Below are 18,467 nucleotides of genomic sequence, written 5' to 3'. Positions count from 1 at the left end.
TGATTACGTGAGGGCCATGACTGCGGTGACTGCGATCAGAGTGCTTCTCGTCGACGACGACCCCCTGGTGCGGGCCGGGCTGTCCTTCATGATGGGCGGCGCCGACGACATCCGGATCGTCGGGGAGGCCGCGGACGGCGGCGAGGTGGAGGCGCTCGTCGACCGTGCGCGCCCGGACGTCGTCCTGATGGACATCCGGATGCCGACGGTCGACGGCCTCACCGCCACCGAGCGGCTGCGCGCCCGCCCGGACGCCCCGCAGGTCGTGGTCCTGACCACCTTCCACGCCGACGAACAGGTGCTGCGGGCGCTGCGCGCGGGCGCCGCCGGATTCGTCCTCAAGGACACCCCGCCCGCCGAGATCGTCGACGCCGTGCGCCGGGTCGCCGCCGGCGACCCGGTGCTGTCGCCCACCGTCACCCGCCAGCTGATGGAGCACGCGGTCGGCACCGCCGCCGACACCCGGCGTGCCCGCGCGCGGGAGCGCATCGCCGCCCTCAACGAGCGCGAACGCGAGGTCGCCGTCGCGGTCGGCCGGGGCCTGGCCAACGCCGAGATCGCGACGGGGCTGTTCATGAGCGTGGCCACCGTCAAGACCCACGTCTCGCGCATCCTCGCCAAGCTCGACCTCAACAACCGCGTCCAGATCGCGCTGCTGGCGTACGACGCGGGGCTCCTGGAGGGAGACGGGCACTAAGGTCTGCTGTTTGGATCAGGCCGGTGTCGCGGCCCCACGGGACCGCGTGCCGCTCTGAGCGGGGGGACCGCCTCACGGGCGAGCTGGACCGTCATCACCCAGCTGTTCCATGCCACCAGCGCAGAACTCCTGCGTGCGCTCGGCCGTCCTGCAGGAGCACATCGCCTGGAACCAGGCGGAGGCGCCGTCCGTTGTCGTGGTGACGGGAGGGGGAGCGACATGGCGGAAGTGATCGACCTGGGGGATGAGCTGGGCGTGGTTTCCTGACAGATCCACACCGGTGCGGACCCTGCTGGAGCGCGTTCCGGGTGTGGCCCTGGACGGCCCGCCCGGCCCATACCCCTCGTGCATGCTGATGCGCGGTCTGCCCAGCTGGCCGGTGCGCTGGTAGGGCACGGCGGCCGGTGGGGCGGTCGCGGCTCGCCGCGGTGGTAGGGGCAGCGGCTGGTGGGCGGTCGCGGCTCGCCGCTCGCCCGCAGCGGTGGTAGGGCACGGCGGCCGCCCATGGGCTCCCCTGCGGCGTGGGGATGCCGAGGGAGATCCCGGCGGCGGACATGTTCGACATGCTGCGGGTGATGGCCGTCATCCCGGCTCGCCACTCGCCCGCCGCGCCACCAGCCCCCGGCGGCCCGCCGCCCTGGCAGCGCACAGCAGCCAGACGTCCCCGACCCCTTATCGCGGCGCGGGCTCTGGTTCGCCTGGCCCGCTTCCAACACGGCCCCGGCCCCCCGCCCGCCCGCCCCTACCGCAGCACGGGCCCGCCCCGCTCTTACCGCAGCACCGGCTCCGCCCCGCCCGGGACCTCCGCCAGCCGGACGGGTCTGTGCTCCCGGCGGGACAGTTCGCAGGCCTCGGCGATCCGCAGCGCCTGCAACGCCTCGCGCCCGTCGCACGGGTTGGCCCGCTCACCGCGCACCACCTCGACAAAGGCGTTCAGTTCGGCCTCGTAGGCGGGCCCGAACCGCTCCAGGAAGGTGGTCCAGGGCTTGCTGGCGGCCGGTGGCCCGGTCGGCTCGGTGGAGGCGATCGGCGTACGGTCGTCCAGCCCGACCACGACCTGGTCCAGCTCCCCGGCCAGTTCCATGCGCACGTCGTAGCCCGCGCCGTTCAGCCGCGTCGCGGTGGCCGTCGCCAGGGTGCCGTCGTCGAGGGTGAGCACCACGGCCGCGGTGTCGACGTCCCCGGCCTCGCGGAACATCGCGGGACCGGCGTCGGACCCGACGGCGTACACCTCCGTCACCTCGTGCCCGGTCACCCAGCGCAGCACGTCGAAGTCGTGGATCAGCGTGTCCCGGTACAGCCCGCCGGACAGCGGCAGATACGCCACCGGCGGCGGCGCCTGGTCGGAGGTCATCGCGCGCACGGTGTGCAGCCGGCCGAGCCGCCCGGAGCGGACCGCCTCGCGGGCGCCCGTGTGGCCCGCGTCGAAGCGGCGCTGAAAGCCCATCTGCAGGATCGTTCCGGCCGCCTCCACCTCCTCGATCGCGTGCAGCGAGCCGGGCAGGTCGAGCGCGATCGGCTTCTCGCAGAACACCGGCAGCCCCGAGCGTGCTGCCCGGCCGATCAGATCGGCGTGCGCCGCGGTCGCCGTCGTGATCACCACCGCGTCCACGCCCCACCGGAAGATCTCGTCCACGCCCGGCGCGACCGTCTCCCCGAGCCGGTGCGCCAGCTCCTGCGCCCGCGCGGGGTCGGCGTCCGTGAGGATCAGGGAGCCCACGTCACGGTGACGGCTGAGCGTGTTCGCATGAATGGTGCCGATGCGGCCCGTACCGATGACCCCGATGCGCATGAGAACAAAGTGGGGCTCGACTCACCGTACTGTCAATGCTTATGTCCGGACAATCGGACTTCACGACTTCCCGTCAACCCGTCACAGAGCTACGCTCAGGCCCGTGCCGAAACCAGACGTGGACCCGACCGTGCAACTCGACCTCAGCGTGGACCGGAGCTCACCCGTGCCGTTGTACTTCCAGCTGTCCCAGCAGCTGGAGGCCGCCATCGAGCACGGCACGCTCACGCCCGGTAGCCTGCTGGGCAACGAGATCGAGCTCGCCGCCCGGCTCGGCCTGTCCCGCCCCACGGTCCGCCAGGCCATCCAGTCGCTGGTCGACAAGGGCCTGCTGGTCCGCCGCCGGGGCGTCGGCACCCAGGTCGTGCACAGCCAGGTCAAGCGCCCGCTGGAACTGAGCAGCCTCTACGACGACCTCGAGGCCGCCGGGCAGCGTCCGGCCACGAAGGTCCTGGTCAACACCGTCGTCCCGGCGTCCGCCGAGGTGGCGGCGGCGCTCGCGGTGGCCGAGGGCGGCGACGTACACCGCGTCGAACGGCTGCGGCTGGCGCACGGCGAGCCGATGGCGTACCTGTGCAACTTCCTGCCCACCGGTCTGATCGAACTGGACACCGAACAGCTGGAGGCCACCGGCCTGTACCGGCTGATGCGCGCCGCCGGGATCACCCTGCACAGCGCCCGCCAGTCCATCGGCGCCCGGGCCGCCACCGCCCCCGAGGCCGAGCGGCTCGGCGAGAGCGAGGGCGCCCCGCTGCTGACGATGCAGCGCACGACGTTCGACGACACCGGCCGCGCCGTCGAGTACGGCACGCATACGTACCGCCCGACGCGTTACTCCTTCGAGTTCCAGCTGCTCGTACGGCCCTGACGGCCCTGACGGCCCTGACAGCCGCCCTGGCCCGCCGGGGGATTCGTCGCAATGTCCGGACAATGCGACCGAGTCGCGATCCCCGGTCGCGGCCCGCAGGATCCCTGTGTTCGATACTGGGGCGTTTGGGGTCGGTGGGATGACCGGCCCCTTGCGTACCGGAGAACACAGCAAGAAGGGCACGGCCTCGTGGCACGGTTTCGGACCGGGTTTCGGACCTGGGTAGGCATCGCGGTGGCAGGGGCGCTGTGTGCGTCCCTCGCGGGGTGCAGCAGCACCGGCGGCAAACGCGCCGAGGACGCCCGCAAGGCCGCGGCCGCGCAGGGGAAGGCGGCGGTGAACACGCCCCGCTGGACCTTCGCCATGATCACCCACTCGGGTGACGGCGACACCTTCTGGGACATCGTCCAGAGCGGCGCCGAGCAGGCCGCCGTCAAGGACAACATCAACTTCCTGTACTCGCACGACGACGAGGCACAACAACAGGCGCAGCTGGTGGACGCGGCCGTCGACAAGAAGGTCGACGGCATCATCGTCACCCTCGCCAAGCCGGACGCGCTGAAGGCGGCCGTCGCCCGCGCGGTCAAGGCGGGCATCCCGGTGATCACCGTGAACTCGGGCTCCGCCGAGTCCAAGGAGTTCGGCGCGCTCACCCACATCGGCCAGGACGAGACCGTCGCCGGTCAGGCGGTCGGCGAGGAGCTGAACAAGCGCGGCAGGAACAAGGCGCTGTGCATCCTGCACGAGCAGGGCAACGTCGGCCACGAGCAGCGCTGCGCGGGCCTGAAGGAGACCTTCGACGGCACCGTGCAGAACCTCTACGTCACCGGCACCAGCATGCCCGACGTGCAGTCCGCCATCGAGGCCAGGCTCCAGTCCGACAGCTCGGTCGACGCCGTCGTCACCCTCGGCGCCCCGTACGCCGACACCGCCGTCAAGGCCAAGCAGAGCGCGGGCAGCGACGCCGAGATCGACACCTTCGACCTGAACGCCAAGGTGGCCGCCGGGCTGAGGGACGGCACCCTCGGCTTCGCCGTCGACCAGCAGCCCTACCTCCAGGGCTACGAGGCGGTCGACCTGCTGTGGCTGTACAAGTACAACGCCGACGTTCTCGGCGGCGGCGGGCCGGTGCTCACCGGCCCGCAGATCATCACCAAGGACCAGGCGGGCGCGCTGGCCGCGTACACCGAGCGGGGCACCCGATGACCGCGATCACTGACGAAAGGATTCTGCACAGCTCTCCGCTGCGGAAGCTGCTCAGCCGCCCGGAGCTGGGCTCGGTCGTCGGCGCCGCCGCCGTCTTCCTCGTCTTCGCCCTGGCCGCCGACAGCTTCCTGAAGGCGTCGAGCCTGAGCACGGTCCTGTACGCGTCCTCGACGATCGGCATCATGGCGGTCCCCGTCGCGCTGCTGATGATCGGCGGCGAGTTCGACCTGTCCGCGGGCGTCATGGTGACGTCGTCCGCGTTGATCTCGTCGATGTTCAGCTACCAGATGACGGCCAACGTCTGGGTCGGCGTCGGCGTCTCCCTGCTCGCCACCCTCGCCCTCGGCGCCTTCAACGGCTTCATGCTCACCCGCACCAAGCTGCCGAGCTTCATCATCACGCTCGGCACCTTCCTGATGCTGACCGGCATGAACCTCGGCTTCACCAAGCTGATCTCCGGCACGGTCTCCAGCAAGACCATCGCCGACATGGAGGGCTTCCCCACCGCGCACGACGTCTTCGCCGCCACGCTCACCCTCGGCGGCGTCGACTTCAAGATCACCATCCTGTGGTGGTTCGCCCTGGTGGCCCTCGCCAGCTGGATCCTGCTGCGCACCCGCGCCGGCAACTGGATCTTCGCGGTCGGCGGCAACCAGGACGCGGCCCGCGCGGTCGGCGTCCCGGTCACCAGAACCAAGGTCGGCCTCTACATGGGGGTGGCGTTCGGCGCCTGGATCTCCGGCCAGCACCTGCTCTTCAGCTACGACGTCGTCCAGTCCGGCGAGGGCGTCGGCAACGAGCTGATCTACATCATCGCCGCCGTCATCGGCGGCTGCCTGATCACCGGCGGCCACGGCAGCGCGGTCGGTTCGGCGGTCGGCGCGTTCCTCTTCGGCGTGACCAGCAAGGGCATCGTCTTCGCCGAGTGGAACCCCGACTGGTTCACATTCTTCCTCGGAGCGATGCTGCTCCTCGCGACCCTGCTCAACGCCTGGGTCCGCAAGCGCGCGGAGGCAAACAAGTGACGCAAGCGGCGGGACGTACGGCACGCGTGGAGCTGTCCGACGTCAGCAAGCACTACGGCCATGTCCGCGCCCTCGAAGGCGTCTCCCTTCAGGTGCACGCGGGGGAGATCACCTGCGTGCTGGGCGACAACGGCGCCGGCAAGTCGACCCTGATCAAGATCATCGCCGGACTGCACCAGCACGACGGCGGCACCCTGCGCCTCGACGGCGAGGAGACCCGCCTCGGCTCCCCCCGCGAGGCCCTGGACCGCGGAATCGCCACCGTCTACCAGGACCTGGCCGTCGTTCCACTGATGCCGGTCTGGCGCAACTTCTTCCTCGGCTCCGAGCCCCGCAAGGGCGTCGGTCCCTTCAAGCGCATGGACGTCGACTTCATGCGCCGCACCACCCACTCCGAACTGCTGCGCATGGGCATCGACCTGCGCGACGTCGACCAGCCCATCGGCACCCTCTCCGGTGGCGAGCGCCAGTGCGTGGCGATCGCACGGGCCGTCCACTTCGGCGCCAAGGTCCTCGTCCTGGACGAACCGACGGCGGCGCTCGGCGTGAAGCAGTCCGGAGTCGTCCTGAAGTATGTGGCGGCGGCACGGGACCAGGGCCTGGGTGTTGTCTTGATCACCCACAACCCGCATCACGCGTACCTGGTGGGCGACCGCTTCGTGCTCCTGAAGCGCGGTTCGATGGCAGGAAGCCACACCAGGGACTCGATCACCCTGGACGAGCTGACACGGCAGATGGCAGGCGGAAACGACCTGGACGACCTGCGCCACGAACTGCAGCGCACCTAGCTTGATCTTTAACCTGTGCGGCGGGGTCGTGGGGTCGTTGACTTCTTCTTGCCGGGTTTCGCGGTGTCTGTTTTGCGTACTGTGTGCACGTCGTGGCGTGGGGTGGGCCGGGTGTTCTTGCGGCCGGGTGGCCGTCCTGGGCCGGGGCGGGAGCTTTTCGGTGCTCCGGCTGGGCAGGCGGTCTTCGGGCGGAGGTGCCGGAAATCGCGGCGGACACGGGCGGGGGTGAGCTTGTTCGGTGGGGTGGGCTTCTCCCACGGTCGGCGCAGGTCGGCTGCCGGCGGACGAGCCAGCCGCAGCTGGGTGTAGACGGCGAGGATCAGCCAGGTCCAGCGGTCGGCCGCCTCGGGGGTGCGGATCTTCGGGGCTGGTCCAGCCCAGGGTCTGCTTGAACAGCCGGAACGTGTGCTCGATGTCGAAACGTCGCAGGAACACCTGCCAGAGCAGGTCGACCTGGGTCGCGGTGGCGTCGGTGCCCGACCACCACAGCCATACCGGCTTCGGGATGGCGCCGCTGGGCAGGCGGTCGACCTGCAGACGGATTACGGTGCCCTCGATGACCGGCAGGGTGCCCAGCTGGCGGACCCATGCAGAGCGGTGGGTCAGCCTCGGGTGGAGCCGGTCCCAGGCCCGGGCGGTGGCGGTGCCATACAGACGGGTCTCGGTCACGGTCGCCGCGGCGGGAGTGTTCCAGGTGGCGGGGTCGCCGAAGACGAACTCGCCGCCGTGGCGGGGCGGACGACCACGAGTGCCCGGCTCGCGGGGCGGCGCCGCCCGGCGCAGGCCACGGTCCGAGCGCATCCGGCCCAGCACCTGCACCGGCAGATCCGCCAGCAGGAAAGCCAGGCGGGGCACGTCGTATCCGGCATCCACCACGACCAGCACGTCCGGATCACCAGGGCGCCACTGCCCGGCCTCGATCAGCCGCTCGACCAGCTCGCGCACCTGCCGGGCGGTGACCGTGGCGGCATCGTCGCCCGGCGCCAGACGCAGCGCGTCCAGCGGCGCGGCCCATGAACTGCGGCCCGTCTCCAGCGCGCAGATCACCGAGTACGGCCGGCCGGGGACGGGAATGTGCTGGTCCTTGCCACGGCCGTAGGTGTGGCACAGGATCCGCTGTGGCGAGGTGTGTGCGTCGGGGCGCAACCAGCAGGTGATGTCGGCGGCCAGCACAAGCCGCCCATCCGCCGCCCGAGGCAGGGGCACTGCGGCCAGCGCACGCCGCAGCCGGGCGATATCCATTCGGCCCGCGGCCAGGGCGTCATACAGCCCGCCGTGTCCGCAAACGGCTCCTGCCGGACAGCATGATGCAACAAACTCATCCCCACGGCCTTCGTGCTGGGCATGTGCGTTCCTTGGTCGGAGCACATGATCAGCCGAAGGCCGCCTGCACGTATGGCAGTCACCACTCTGAGTGATCAAGTACGAGACAACGTTCGACGCCTGAGCTTAAAGATCAAGCCAGCGGCGCAGGGCTGTGTCAATATGCGGCTCCGCCGCGTGGGCGCGACCAGCCACATCGAACCCGCACCCGGCAGACGATCCGCAGCCCCCCACGATCCCCTTGCCGCACCCCGAGGCACGGTGAGGCAGAATCGCCGGTGATGAGCACCTACCGCGACCTAGCCTTCCCGAGGTCACTGAGCAACACCCGCGTGACCGGCGCCCCCATCGGCTCCAGGCGCGCGACAGCGCTGCGCACCGTCGGCACCAGGGAGCGCCGTTCCCACCTGACCGCGCCCCGCGTGCCCACCGTCGGCATCGACATCGGCGGCACCAAGGTGATGGCGGGCGTCGTGGACGCCGACGGCAACATCCTGGAGATGCTCCGCACGGAGACCCCGGACAAGTCCAAGAGCCCCAAGGTCGTCGAGGACACCATCGTCGAACTGGTCCTGGACCTGTCCGACCGGCACGACGTGCACGCGGTCGGCATCGGCGCGGCCGGCTGGGTCGACGCCGACCGCAACCGCGTCCTGTTCGCCCCGCACCTGTCCTGGCGCAACGAGCCGCTGCGCGACCGCATCGCGGGCCGCCTCGCCGTGCCGGTCCTGGTCGACAACGACGCCAACACGGCCGCCTGGGCCGAGTGGCGGTTCGGCGCCGGCCGCGGCGAGGACCACCTCGTCATGATCACACTCGGTACCGGCATCGGCGGCGCGATCCTGGAGGACGGCCAGGTCAAGCGCGGCAAGTACGGCGTGGCCGGAGAGTTCGGCCATATGCAGGTCGTGCCCGGCGGCCACCGCTGCCCGTGCGGCAACCGCGGCTGCTGGGAGCAGTACAGCTCCGGCAACGCGCTGGTCAGGGAAGCGCGCGAGCTGGCCGCGGCCGACTCCCCGGTGGCGTACGGCATCATCGAGCACGTCAAGGGCAGCATCGGCGACATCACCGGCCCGATGATCACCGAGCTGGCCCGCGAGGGCGACGCGATGTGCATCGAACTGCTCCAGGACATCGGCCAGTGGCTCGGCGTCGGCATCGCCAACCTGGCCGCCGCCCTCGACCCGTCCTGCTTCGTGATCGGCGGCGGCGTCTCGGCCGCCGACGACCTGCTCATCGGTCCCGCGCGGGACGCCTTCAGGCGGCACCTCACCGGCCGTGGCTACCGCCCCGAGGCCCGCATCGTGCGCGCCCAGCTCGGCCCCGAGGCCGGCATGGTCGGAGCCGCCGACCTCGCCCGGCTGGTCGCCCGCCGCTTCCGGCGCGCCAAACGGCGCAGGGTGGAGCGGTACGAACGCTACGAGCGGTACGCGGAGGCCCGCCGCAGCCAGGAGTCGCTGTGACGGGTACGCTGCCGCCCCAGGCCGCTCCGGCGGACGAGCCGCAGATGCCGGCCGAGGACCGCCGCCATGTGATCCGCCGCAGGGCGCTCACCCTGCTGATCATCGTGCTGCTCATCGGGATCCCCGCCGGATACCTGGTGATCTCCGCCAACCAGAGCCGCAACAGCGGCAAGGACAAGGAGCAGAAGTACTCCGCACGGGGGCTGACCGAGGGCTGGCCCTCGAAGGTGCAGCGGCGGCTGTACCAGGTGCCGATACCGCGTCCGTCCAGCAAGGTCGCCTGGTACGAGACGAACAACTGGAAGACCAGCAGGCTGTACGTGCAGTTCCAGACCACGCACGCCGGGCTGGACCGCTTCCTCAAGCAGGTGGGCGTCAGCCGCAGCGAGCTGACGAAGGGCGACATCACCATCAGCTCGCGCGACCGGAACGTCACGGGCTGGAGGTTCTCGGGCCCCGGCGCCCGGCCCGGCGCCAACTGGGGCCTCGTCCACGAGCAGAGGAACCCCAGGCCGACGCAGGACATCGTGGTGAACACGGGCAGCCCGAAGTATCCGATGGTGTACGTCGTCTCCCGCCTGGTTCCCTGACCGGTCCGGTCGCCTCCGGTCCCGTCCGGTCGGGCCGCCGGGGCCGATTGTCAGACCCCGCCCGTAGAGTCGAAGACGACTGATCCGATGTGCGGGCGGGAGGTGACAGGACGTATGGGCGGATCCCTGCCTGCGGGGCTGGCGGCTGTCTTCCTTCCGGCACCGGTGCCACGCGAGGGACGCGTGGCTTTCTGGGACCCGGACGGCGGGGTTACGTCGACGGCGCCCGGCCTCGCGTCCACGCCACTGACCGTCGTACGACCCCATGGGGCGGGCGTCCGCCGCAAGGAGATCCCGGCGCTGACCCTGCCGGTCGGCGAGGCGCTGCCGTCGCTCGTCCGGGCCCGGCACGATCCGGCCGCCCACCCCGCCACCGCCTGCTGGGGTGCGGCGGCCCTGCACGCGCTGCGGCTCGCCGCCCGCGGGCGCCTGCTGCCCGGGCTGACGCCCACCGGGCACGACGCGTGGCGGGCCGGGCCCCTCGACCCCGACGACATCGCGCACCTGCGCGCGGTGGCCGCCGCGCTGCCGTACGAGGGGCATGCGGTGCCGCTGCCCGGGCCGGGCCCGCTGCGGCTGCCCGAGCCGGAGGCCCTGCTGCGGGCCTTCCTCGATGCGGTCGCGGACACGCTGCCACGCACCCCCGCCGCCGAGCACGCCTGCGGCAGGCCCTTCGCGGCCCGTGCGCCACAGCGCCTGCCCGCCGCCCACGACTGGGCCGCGGAGGTCGCCGCAGGGATGGACGCGGGCGTGCGGATCTCGTTGCGCCTGGATCTGTCGGCGTACGACCTGTTCGACGCGGGGGAGGACGGCGACCGGGTACGCCGGGCGGGCGCGGCGATCGTGCAGGTGCACAGCCTCGCCGGCCCGACGCTGGTCGTGGACGCGGCGGAGCTGTGGGCGGGGGACGCGGACGGCGACTTCGGGCCCCGCGCGCGTGTGGACGCCGCGCTCGCGGTCCGGCGCGCGGCGCGCGTCTGGGCCCCGTTGGACCGGCTCGCCGAGCAGGACGTGCCCGACGTGCTCGCCCTGTCCGAGCCGGAGCTGGGCGACCTGCTGGGCGCGGCGGCCGCCCGGCTCGCGGCGGCGGGCGTCGCCGTGCACTGGCCCCGCGACCTGGCACGGGACCTGACCGCGGCCGCGCTGGTACGGCCCGCGCCGGGCTCGGCGACCGACGGCACCGGCTTCTTCGAAAGTGAGGAACTGCTCCAGTTCCGCTGGCAGGTGGCGCTCGGCGGCGAGCCGCTCAGCGAGGCCGAGATGGACGCGCTGGCCGAGGCCCACCGCCCCGTCGTCCGGCTGCGCGACCAGTGGGTCCTGGTCGACCCGGCGCTCGTCCGCAAGGCCCGCAAGCGCGAACTGGGCCTGCTCGACCCGGTGGACGCCCTGTCCGTCGCGCTCACCGGCACCGCGGAGATCGACGGTGAGCAGGTGGAGGCGGTGCCGGTCGGTGCGCTGGCCGCCCTGCGCGACCGCCTCACCGCCGGGGTACGGCCCGCCGAACCGCCCGAGGGCCTGCGTGCCACCCTCCGGGACTACCAACTCCGCGGCCTGGCCTGGCTCGACCTGATGACCTCCCTCGGCCTCGGCGGCTGCCTCGCCGACGACATGGGACTCGGCAAGACGGTCACCGTCATCGCCCTGCATCTCAAACGGGCGCGCACCGAACCGACCCTGGTGGTCTGCCCGGCCTCCCTGCTGGGCAACTGGCAGCGGGAGATCGAGCGGTTCGCGCCCGGCGTCCCCGTCCGCCGCCACCACGGCACGGAACGCACCCTGGACGACCTCGACGGCGGCTTCGTCCTCACCACGTACGGCACCATGCGGTCGGCGGCGGCGACGCTGGCCCAGCAGAAGTGGGGCATGGTCGTCGCCGACGAGGCGCAGCACGTCAAGAACCCCTACTCGGCGACGGCGAAGGCCCTGCGCACCATCCCGACGCCCGCGCGCGTCGCCCTGACCGGCACCCCGGTCGAGAACAACCTCTCCGAGCTGTGGGCCCTGCTGGACTGGACGACGCCCGGCCTGCTCGGCCCGCTGAAGTCCTTCCGCGCCCGGCACGCGCGCGCGGTGGAGACCGGCGAGGACGAGGAGGCGGTGACCCGGCTCGCCCGCCTCGTCCGCCCGTTCCTGCTGCGCCGCAAGAAGTCCGACCCCGGTATCGTCCCCGAGCTGCCGCCCAAGACGGAGACCGACCACCCGGTGCCGCTGACCCGCGAACAGGCCGCGCTGTACGAGGCGGTGGTGCGGGAGTCCCTGCTGGCCATCGAGACGGCTGAGGGCATGGCGCGCCGCGGCCTGGTGCTCAAGCTGCTGACGTCGCTGAAGCAGATCTGCGACCATCCGGCGCTGTATCTGAAGGAGGAGCACGGCCGGTACGGCGGTGACCGGCTCGCCGCCCGCTCCGGGAAACTCGCCCTGCTGGACGAGCTGCTGGACACGCTGCTCGCGGAGGACGGCTCGGCGCTGGTCTTCACCCAGTACGTCGGCATGGCCCGCCTGATCACCTCCCACCTGGCCACCAGGGCCGTCCCGGTGGACCTGCTGCACGGCGGCACACCGGTGCCGGAGCGCGAACGCATGGTGGACCGCTTCCAGGACGGCGCCACCCCGGTCCTGGTCCTGTCCCTCAAGGCCGCCGGCACCGGCCTGAACCTCACCCGCGCGGGGCACGTCGTCCACTTCGACCGCTGGTGGAACCCGGCGGTGGAGGAACAGGCCACCGACCGCGCCTACCGCATCGGCCAGACCCAGCCCGTCCAGGTCCACCGCCTGATCACCGAGGGCACGGTGGAGGACCGCATCGCGGAGATGCTTCAGTCCAAGCGCGCCCTGGCCGACGCGATCCTCGGCTCCGGGGAGGCGGCCCTCACGGAGCTGACCGACCGTGAGCTGTCCGACCTCGTGTCACTGCGGAGGGCGTCGTGACGGGGGAGCGGGGGCGGTCCTGGGCGTGGGGTGAGGACGAGGTGCCCGATGACGGGCGGGTGTTGGACGCAGAGGAGACCCAGGAGGCTCAGGGCCCGCACGACGTGGCGGAGGAGGCTGAAAAGGCGGCACAGGAACGCCCCGCTGATGCGGCGCGTCGGGCTCTGTGGGCTGCTCGGGAGCGGGGAAGCCGGGAGGCTGAAGGGGACGGGGACGATACGCCGTCGGCGGGCGCCCGACGCCCGGGATCCGCTCCCGGCTCCCGGCCGGGCAGGCCGGTGAGCCCCGAGCCCCGGCCCAGTGACGCCGCTCGGGCCGCACTGCGGCGGGCGGTGTCGGCTCGACGGGGCGGCGCAGGGGACGCCGGGGCGGCCGAGGCAGGGGAGGGCGGACCGGACCGGGAGCCCGGTGACGCCGCAAGGTCTGCGCTGCGGCGGGCGGTGTCGACCCGGCAAGGTGTCGCCGAGGGCGCCGAGGGCGCCGAGGACTCCGGGGTGGCTGACGCACCGAGGGGCGGATCGGACCGGGACCCCAATGAGTCCTCCCCGGATGCCGCCGAGGCCGAACCGTCCACCCGACCCTCCGACCTCGCGCGCGACGCGTTGCGCGCGGCCCGGAGTGAGCGGGAGGCACAGGCGCGACAAGCGCGGGAGGACATCGGTACGACGGGCGTGGAGCCGGAGCCCCGGTCGGCGCACCCGTCGCACCGCACCACCCAAGCCCACCCCGCCCAGTCCCGACGCCCCCGCGACCTCGGGGAGTTGCTCCCGACGGCCTTCAAGCCACCGACCCCGGCAGCCGCGACGGAGGAGGCCGTCGACGACGACGCACACCACGCCGGTTCGCCCACCCCGTCCCCCGAGGCACCCCCGGAGCACGCAACCCCCCGCGTCCCCCGCTCCATGGCCTCCCCCCATCGCGACGGCGACCTGCGCCGCACCTTCCCCGCCTTCCCGCCCCGCCCCTCGGACGACGACACGCCCTTCGCCGAGACCTGGTGGGGCAACGCCTGGATCACCGCGTTGGAGCAGGGCGCGCTGGACGTCAAGCGGCTGGCGCGCGGACGTGGTTACGCCCAGCAGGGCCATGTGGACGCCATCACGGTGACCCCGGGCCTCGTCCTGGCCTACGTCCGCGGCAGCCGCCCCCGGCCGTACCGCGTGCAGGTGCGGCTGCGCACGCTGGACGACGCGGACTGGGAGCGGTTCCTGGACGCCGCCGCCGACCGGCCCGGCCACATCGCCGCGCTGCTCGACAAGGAGATGCCCCAGTCGCTCGCCGACGGGGACGTCCCGCTCCTGCCCGGCCCCGGCGATCTCGACCCGCGGTGCAGTTGCCCCGACCGCGGCCACCCCTGCAAGCACGCCGCCGCCCTCTGCTACCAGACCGCGCGCCTGCTCGACGCCGACCCCTTCGTCCTGCTCCTGCTGCGCGGCCGGGGCGAACGCGAGCTGCTCGACGCCCTCGCCCGCCGCAACGCCACCCGCGCGGCCCGCGCCGCCCAGGAGCGGGAACCGGCCCCGCTGCCGGGCATCCGGGCCACCGACGCCCTGGCCCGACGCGAACTCCCCCCTCCTCCACGCCCGTTGCCCGCCCCACCGCATCCCGAGCAGCCCCCGGTCTACCCCGCCGCCCCGGGCGGCCCGGACCCGTTCGCGCTGGACCAGCTGGCCACCGACGCCGCCGCCCGCGCCCACGCCCTGCTCGTCACCGGCCGCGACCCGGTGGCGGAGCTGACGCTGTGGCAGGACGCGGTACGCCTCGCGGCGGCCCGGCCCGGCTCCGGCCTCACCGCGGGCACGCGGGCCCTGTACTCCTCGCTCGCCTCCGCCGCCGACCGTACCCCGGCTGAGCTGGCGCGCGCGGTCGCCGCCTGGCGCCAGGGCGGCCTCGACGGCCTCGCCGTCCTCGAAGAACCCTGGGACCCACCGGCCGGTCGCTTCGATCGCGCCCGCCCCCTCCTCCTCGCCGCCGACCTCCCCGCCTTCCGCCCCTGGCGCAACCGCCTCACCCACCCGAACGGCCACATCCAGCTCCGCCTGGGCCGCGACGGCCTCTGGTACGCCTACGAGTCCGAGCCCGGCCAGGACGACTGGTGGCCCCGAGGCACCCCCGACCCCGATCCGGTCGGCGCCCTCACCGGCATCGACGCCACCGACGAGCTGTGAGCCCACGGACGAACTCCCAGGCACCGCGGACGGTCTCCGAGACAACCAGCCGGCACCACTTCGCCCGCGAGCAGCCGGTGCCTGTCAGGCGGGGTCCTTCGCGGTTCCGGCGACCTCGGCCGCGTCGGTGACCCGCTCCGCACCGCGCCAGAGGGCGTGCCAGAGCTGTGCTCGCCGGGCCAGCCAGGCATCTTCGAGGTCCGCCGCCAGCACCTCGTAGGAGAGGCCGGACGCGTACAGCGCCTCCAGATCCTGGCGGGCCGTGATGTGACGCCCGACGGAACGTCCCCGATCAGGACGGAGCCATGGGTGAGGGACGGCAGGGAGGTGCGGGTGAGGGCGTGGACCACGCCCCAGGCGACGAGGTGGTCCGTGTACGAGGGCCGGTCCGGTGGTTCGAGGGACGTCCAGACCAGGTGGGGCAGCTGGGCGCCGTGCGCGGCGAGCGCCTGCCGGCGGGGGGAGCTCATGGCCTGTTCGTGGCGGTGGTGGACGAGGCGGGCGTGGGCCCGGGCCGCCTCGCCCGTCGGACAGCGGGACGCGTCCAGACCCCGCTCACGCAGCCGACGGTCCGCGTGCCGCGCTGAACACGCAGGAGATGTCGACGCCGATGCCGTCGGCGACCAGGGAGCCCACCAGGCCCGGACCACCCGACCGCCATCCACCGACTGTGTCAGGTCTCCGCGCCGTCGGACGTTGGCGCAGGGCACGGGCGCTAAGCTGCGCTACCGACTGCTGCACGCCGCCGCCCGCATCACCCGCGGCCAACGCCGCCTGCAGCTGCGGATCTCCGCCACCTGGCCGTGGCGGCAGGCACTGGCGAACGCTTTCACCTGCCTCGCCGCCCTCCCCAGGCCGGCCACCTGACCTCGTCACCGCGGGCCTCCGGCTGCCTGGGCGCAAACGGGGAACCCGGCACAGGCACGGTCACCGTCGGGAGGTGAGGACCATGGCCCGGGCGGAGAAGGAAAGGGTCGTCGAGGCACTGCTGCAGCGGTACGGACGCCGTAGCCTCGCTGAACAGGCCGAGATCCACATAAGGAACTACCCGCACGCGCTGTATCAGCTCTTCCAGCTGGCGGCGCTGACGGATGCCAGAGTCGATCCCGAGGTGGCCGTCGACACGTTCACGACCCTGCGCGGACGCAGGTGGTCGACGGCCGGGCAGGTGCTGCAGGCAGGCCGCCAGCAGATCGAGCAGGTCCTCGCCGACGCCGGGTATCCGGAGGGCGACAGGAAGCGGATCAGTACGGCGATGACGGATGCCGCGCTGCACTTGCAGGAGGATCACGGCGGCGACCTGTCAGAACTGCGAGAGGACGCCGGGCGCGACCCGGAGAGGGAGCGTGAGTTCCTCCGGCATTTCGCCAACGTGGACGACGACGTCGTCGACGCCTTCTGCCGGGAGGCCCAGCTGATCTGGCAGGAACTGCTCCCCTTCGCGGACAAGAAGGCACTGGACGCGGCCGATCGGCTTGCTCTGGGCCACGACGCGAAGTCCCTGCACCGACTCGTGCGCGACGACCGGGAGTTCGTGCGACTGATCGACGCGTTGGTCCAGGTCCGGCACGACAAGGAGGGTTACCAGGAGATGCAGGAGCTGGCCGGGGCAGGCGCATGACCGTTTCATGACGTGGCTCCGTGGCACGGCTGTGCAAGTCGGCTCCAGGCCGACGGGTGCCGCTGCCCAGTCCTGCGCCCACGGTTTCTGGTGTCGCACGGCGGGAAACCCGATGCGGCACACGATAAGGAAGGGAAACATGCCGTGCCCGACACCGAGCAGGACCGTATGCGGACGGCTGCGCTGCCCCTGACGGACCAGACGTCGCTGGACCCGCTGGTGGACCGTATCGGTGACGCCCGCTATGTGCTGCTGGGCGAGGCGTCCCATGGCACTGCCGACTACTACCAGGTCCGTGACGTGCTGACGCGTCGGCTCATCGAGGAGAAGGGCTTCTCCTTCGTCGCGGTGGAGGGCGACTGGCCGGACTGCCAGGCCGTGCATTGCTCGGTGGTCGCAGCGCCGGACGCGCCTGAGGACCCCCAGGAAGTGCTGGCGGGCTTCCGTCGCTGGCCGACGTGGATGTGGGCCAACACCGACGTGGCCGCGTTCACCCGGTGGCTGCGCCGTCACAACGAGCAGCTGCCGCCCGAGCGGCGCGTCGGCTTCTTCGGCCTTGATGTCTACAGCCTGTGGGAGTCACTGCACGCGGTGCTGGACCATGTGCGCGAGCACGACCCCGACCGGGTGGAGCAGGCCCTGGAGACGTACCGGTGCTTCGAGCCGTACGCGGAGGATCCGCAGGCGTACGCGCTGGCCACCCGCTACCTGCCCGAGGGCTGTGAGCCGCAGGTGATCAGCCTGCTCACCGAGCTGCGCCGGCGGGCGGCGGGGGCAGCCGCCCTGGACGGCTCGCTCGCGGATTTCGCCGCGCGGCAGAACGCTGAGGTGCTGGCCGGTGCCGATCGCTACTACCGGGCCATGCTGGACAGCGGACCGGAGTCGTGGAACATCCGTGACCGTCACATGGTGGACACGCTGGACCGTCTCCTGGAGCACTACGGTCCGGACGCCAAGGCGGTGGTGTGGGCGCACAACACTCACGTCGGCGACGCCCGCGCCACGGATATGGCCGACGTCGGCGAGGTGAACATCGGCCAGCTGGTGCGCGAACGGCACATGGGCAAGGGCGTGGTGCTGGTCGGCTTCGGTTCGTACTCCGGCACCGTGATCGCTGCGGACACCTGGGGCGACGTACCGAGGATCATGAACGTGCCGCCCGCCCGCACCGGCAGCCTGGAGGACCTGCTGCACCGGGCGCTGCCCGACGAGCGAACGCTGTTCGTCTTCCCCCACGTGCAGTTCCAGCGGCCCCCCTCATCCGGCCGGCGCGAGTGGTTCCACGAAGAGCGCGGTCACCGCGCCATCGGCGTGGTCTACCGGCCGGAGTATGAGTGGGTGGGCCATTACGTTCCGACCGTCCTGGCCGAGCGGTACGACGCCTTTTGCTACCTCGACCGCACGCGCGCCCTCACTCCGCTGCACCCGATGGCGGCCGAGAGCGCGGAGGAGCAGACCTGGCCCGCGGGCGTGTGACACATTCCGTGCGCGGGAAGACCTTTCGCCGCCGCGAGGCGGAAAACCAGCGGGCGGGTCAGGTCAGGTTGATGAGCGCCAGACCGAGATCGGGACGGTGGATCTTCGCCAGTGCTGCCGGGCTGTCTCGCACGATGACCTCCAGTGTCGGCCAGACCTGGCCCTCCAGCAGGTGGCCGCCGCGGGTCGTACCGTCGGCGAGACCCAGTACGGCGTGGAGGTGCGGGGTCGGCCCGTCCTCCCCGATGACGATGTCCCCCAGCAGTGACAGCACCTCGCACTGCTCACCCACCGGTATCCGCCGGTAGTTCTTGGCCTCGCGGTCGAACCAACCCACCGTGGCCTGGGAGAAGGCTCCCACGGCCGTCACCTGGGAGGCACCCAGCGACTGGGCACGGGCGAAATCGGTGATCGCGGCAACGGCCTCCTCACCCGGAGCCAAGACCACCACGTATACCGCGGCCGGAGAGGCCTGTATCTGTTGCCATTTCATGGGGCGCCGGGTACCCCCTGCCGGACCCC

Annotated in this window: 15 protein-coding genes and 2 pseudogenes; 13 read left to right on the top strand and 4 right to left on the bottom strand. The window is 72.2% G+C overall.

Features of this window, described 5'->3' with window-relative positions; genetic code table 11:
• The first annotated feature begins 25 nt into the window (after window positions 1-25).
• Window positions 26-697 (top strand): response regulator transcription factor, encoded by a 672-nt coding sequence (locus KWI83_RS17720; protein WP_218515465.1) that lies wholly within the window; start codon window positions 26-28, stop codon window positions 695-697.
• A 769-nt stretch (window positions 698-1,466) separates the two neighbouring features.
• Here the strand turns inward: KWI83_RS17720 and KWI83_RS17715 are convergent.
• The gene (locus KWI83_RS17715) at window positions 1,467-2,489 is read right to left on the bottom strand and encodes a Gfo/Idh/MocA family oxidoreductase (protein WP_218515327.1); all 1,023 of its coding nucleotides are present in this window, start codon (window positions 2,487-2,489) and stop codon (window positions 1,467-1,469) included.
• Between the two features lie 130 nt (window positions 2,490-2,619).
• Between KWI83_RS17715 and KWI83_RS17710 the strand changes: the two genes are divergently transcribed.
• The 4 genes from KWI83_RS17710 (at window position 2,620) to KWI83_RS17695 (ending at window position 6,376) form a co-directional block, all read left to right on the top strand.
• On the top strand, window positions 2,620-3,357 hold the full coding sequence (locus KWI83_RS17710; RefSeq protein ID WP_218515464.1) for a GntR family transcriptional regulator: 738 nt from the start codon (window positions 2,620-2,622) through the stop codon (window positions 3,355-3,357).
• Between the two features lie 234 nt (window positions 3,358-3,591).
• Window positions 3,592-4,563 (top strand): sugar ABC transporter substrate-binding protein, encoded by a 972-nt coding sequence (locus KWI83_RS17705; RefSeq protein WP_308122100.1) that lies wholly within the window; start codon window positions 3,592-3,594, stop codon window positions 4,561-4,563.
• Window positions 4,560-5,588: an ABC transporter permease gene (locus KWI83_RS17700; RefSeq protein WP_218515325.1), complete on the top strand. Its 1,029-nt coding sequence runs from the start codon at window positions 4,560-4,562 to the stop codon at window positions 5,586-5,588. The genes KWI83_RS17705 and KWI83_RS17700 overlap by 4 nt, the downstream gene beginning before the upstream one ends.
• Window positions 5,585-6,376 (top strand): ATP-binding cassette domain-containing protein, encoded by a 792-nt coding sequence (locus tag KWI83_RS17695; RefSeq protein WP_218515324.1) that lies wholly within the window; start codon window positions 5,585-5,587, stop codon window positions 6,374-6,376. The genes KWI83_RS17700 and KWI83_RS17695 overlap by 4 nt, the downstream gene beginning before the upstream one ends.
• Before the next feature lie 8 nt (window positions 6,377-6,384).
• Here the strand turns inward: KWI83_RS17695 and KWI83_RS17690 are convergent.
• A pseudogene (locus KWI83_RS17690) lies at window positions 6,385-7,657 on the bottom strand (NF041680 family putative transposase); the annotation flags it as partial.
• Window positions 7,658-7,980: 323 nt separating this feature from the next.
• Here KWI83_RS17690 and KWI83_RS17685 point away from each other — a divergent pair.
• The 4 genes from KWI83_RS17685 (at window position 7,981) to KWI83_RS17670 (ending at window position 14,848) form a co-directional block, all read left to right on the top strand.
• Window positions 7,981-9,162, top strand: coding sequence for an ROK family glucokinase (locus tag KWI83_RS17685; RefSeq protein ID WP_218515323.1), 1,182 nt, complete (start codon window positions 7,981-7,983; stop codon window positions 9,160-9,162).
• Entirely contained in the window at window positions 9,159-9,752 is a 594-nt protein-coding gene (locus tag KWI83_RS17680; protein WP_218515322.1) for a sugar kinase, read from the top strand. Before KWI83_RS17685 ends, KWI83_RS17680 begins: the two co-directional genes overlap by 4 nt.
• A gap of 87 nt (window positions 9,753-9,839) precedes the next feature.
• Window positions 9,840-12,680, top strand: a complete 2,841-nt coding sequence (locus KWI83_RS17675; RefSeq protein ID WP_218515321.1) for a DEAD/DEAH box helicase — start codon at window positions 9,840-9,842, stop codon at window positions 12,678-12,680.
• A 440-nt stretch (window positions 12,681-13,120) separates the two neighbouring features.
• Complete coding sequence (locus KWI83_RS17670) at window positions 13,121-14,848, top strand: SWIM zinc finger family protein (RefSeq protein WP_374106322.1); 1,728 nt, start codon at window positions 13,121-13,123, stop codon at window positions 14,846-14,848.
• A gap of 84 nt (window positions 14,849-14,932) precedes the next feature.
• On the opposite strand, the gene KWI83_RS38675 is transcribed toward KWI83_RS17670, so the two are convergent.
• A complete protein-coding gene (locus KWI83_RS38675; RefSeq protein ID WP_256362430.1) occupies window positions 14,933-15,061 on the bottom strand; it encodes a hypothetical protein in 129 nt (42 codons plus the stop codon).
• Window positions 15,062-15,189: 128 nt separating this feature from the next.
• Here KWI83_RS38675 and KWI83_RS17665 point away from each other — a divergent pair, with 128 nt between their 5' ends.
• From KWI83_RS17665 to KWI83_RS17650, 4 genes and pseudogenes are all read left to right on the top strand, one after another.
• On the top strand, window positions 15,190-15,435 hold the full coding sequence (locus tag KWI83_RS17665; protein WP_218515320.1) for a hypothetical protein: 246 nt from the start codon (window positions 15,190-15,192) through the stop codon (window positions 15,433-15,435).
• Between the two features lie 127 nt (window positions 15,436-15,562).
• Window positions 15,563-15,715: pseudogene (locus KWI83_RS17660) on the top strand (IS1380 family transposase); the annotation flags it as partial.
• 82 nt (window positions 15,716-15,797) lie between these two features.
• Complete coding sequence (locus tag KWI83_RS17655) at window positions 15,798-16,469, top strand: hypothetical protein (RefSeq protein ID WP_218515318.1); 672 nt, start codon at window positions 15,798-15,800, stop codon at window positions 16,467-16,469.
• Between the two features lie 144 nt (window positions 16,470-16,613).
• The gene (locus KWI83_RS17650) at window positions 16,614-17,945 is read left to right on the top strand and encodes an erythromycin esterase family protein (protein WP_308122091.1); all 1,332 of its coding nucleotides are present in this window, start codon (window positions 16,614-16,616) and stop codon (window positions 17,943-17,945) included.
• Between the two features lie 58 nt (window positions 17,946-18,003).
• On the opposite strand, the gene KWI83_RS17645 is transcribed toward KWI83_RS17650, so the two are convergent.
• A complete protein-coding gene (locus KWI83_RS17645) occupies window positions 18,004-18,393 on the bottom strand; it encodes a DNA-binding protein (protein ID WP_308122090.1) in 390 nt (129 codons plus the stop codon).
• Window positions 18,394-18,467 lie beyond the last annotated feature (74 nt).

The sequence above is a fragment of the Streptomyces sp. TRM70350 genome, assembly GCF_019219825.1.
Taxonomy (GTDB): domain Bacteria; phylum Actinomycetota; class Actinomycetes; order Streptomycetales; family Streptomycetaceae; genus Streptomyces.
Note: the sequence above shows the minus strand (reverse complement) of the source record. Positions and strands in the feature narration are given on the sequence as shown.

Coding starts and splice junctions, on each gene's coding strand:
- KWI83_RS17715 (WP_218515327.1), bottom strand. CDS start 2,489: ATGCGCATCGGGGTCATCGGTACGGGCCGCATCGGCACCATTCATGCG.
- KWI83_RS17700 (WP_218515325.1), top strand. CDS start 4,560: ATGACCGCGATCACTGACGAAAGGATTCTGCACAGCTCTCCGCTGCGG.
- KWI83_RS17685 (WP_218515323.1), top strand. CDS start 7,981: ATGAGCACCTACCGCGACCTAGCCTTCCCGAGGTCACTGAGCAACACC.
- KWI83_RS17675 (WP_218515321.1), top strand. CDS start 9,840: ATGTGCGGGCGGGAGGTGACAGGACGTATGGGCGGATCCCTGCCTGCG.
- KWI83_RS17655 (WP_218515318.1), top strand. CDS start 15,798: ATGGCCCGGGCGGAGAAGGAAAGGGTCGTCGAGGCACTGCTGCAGCGG.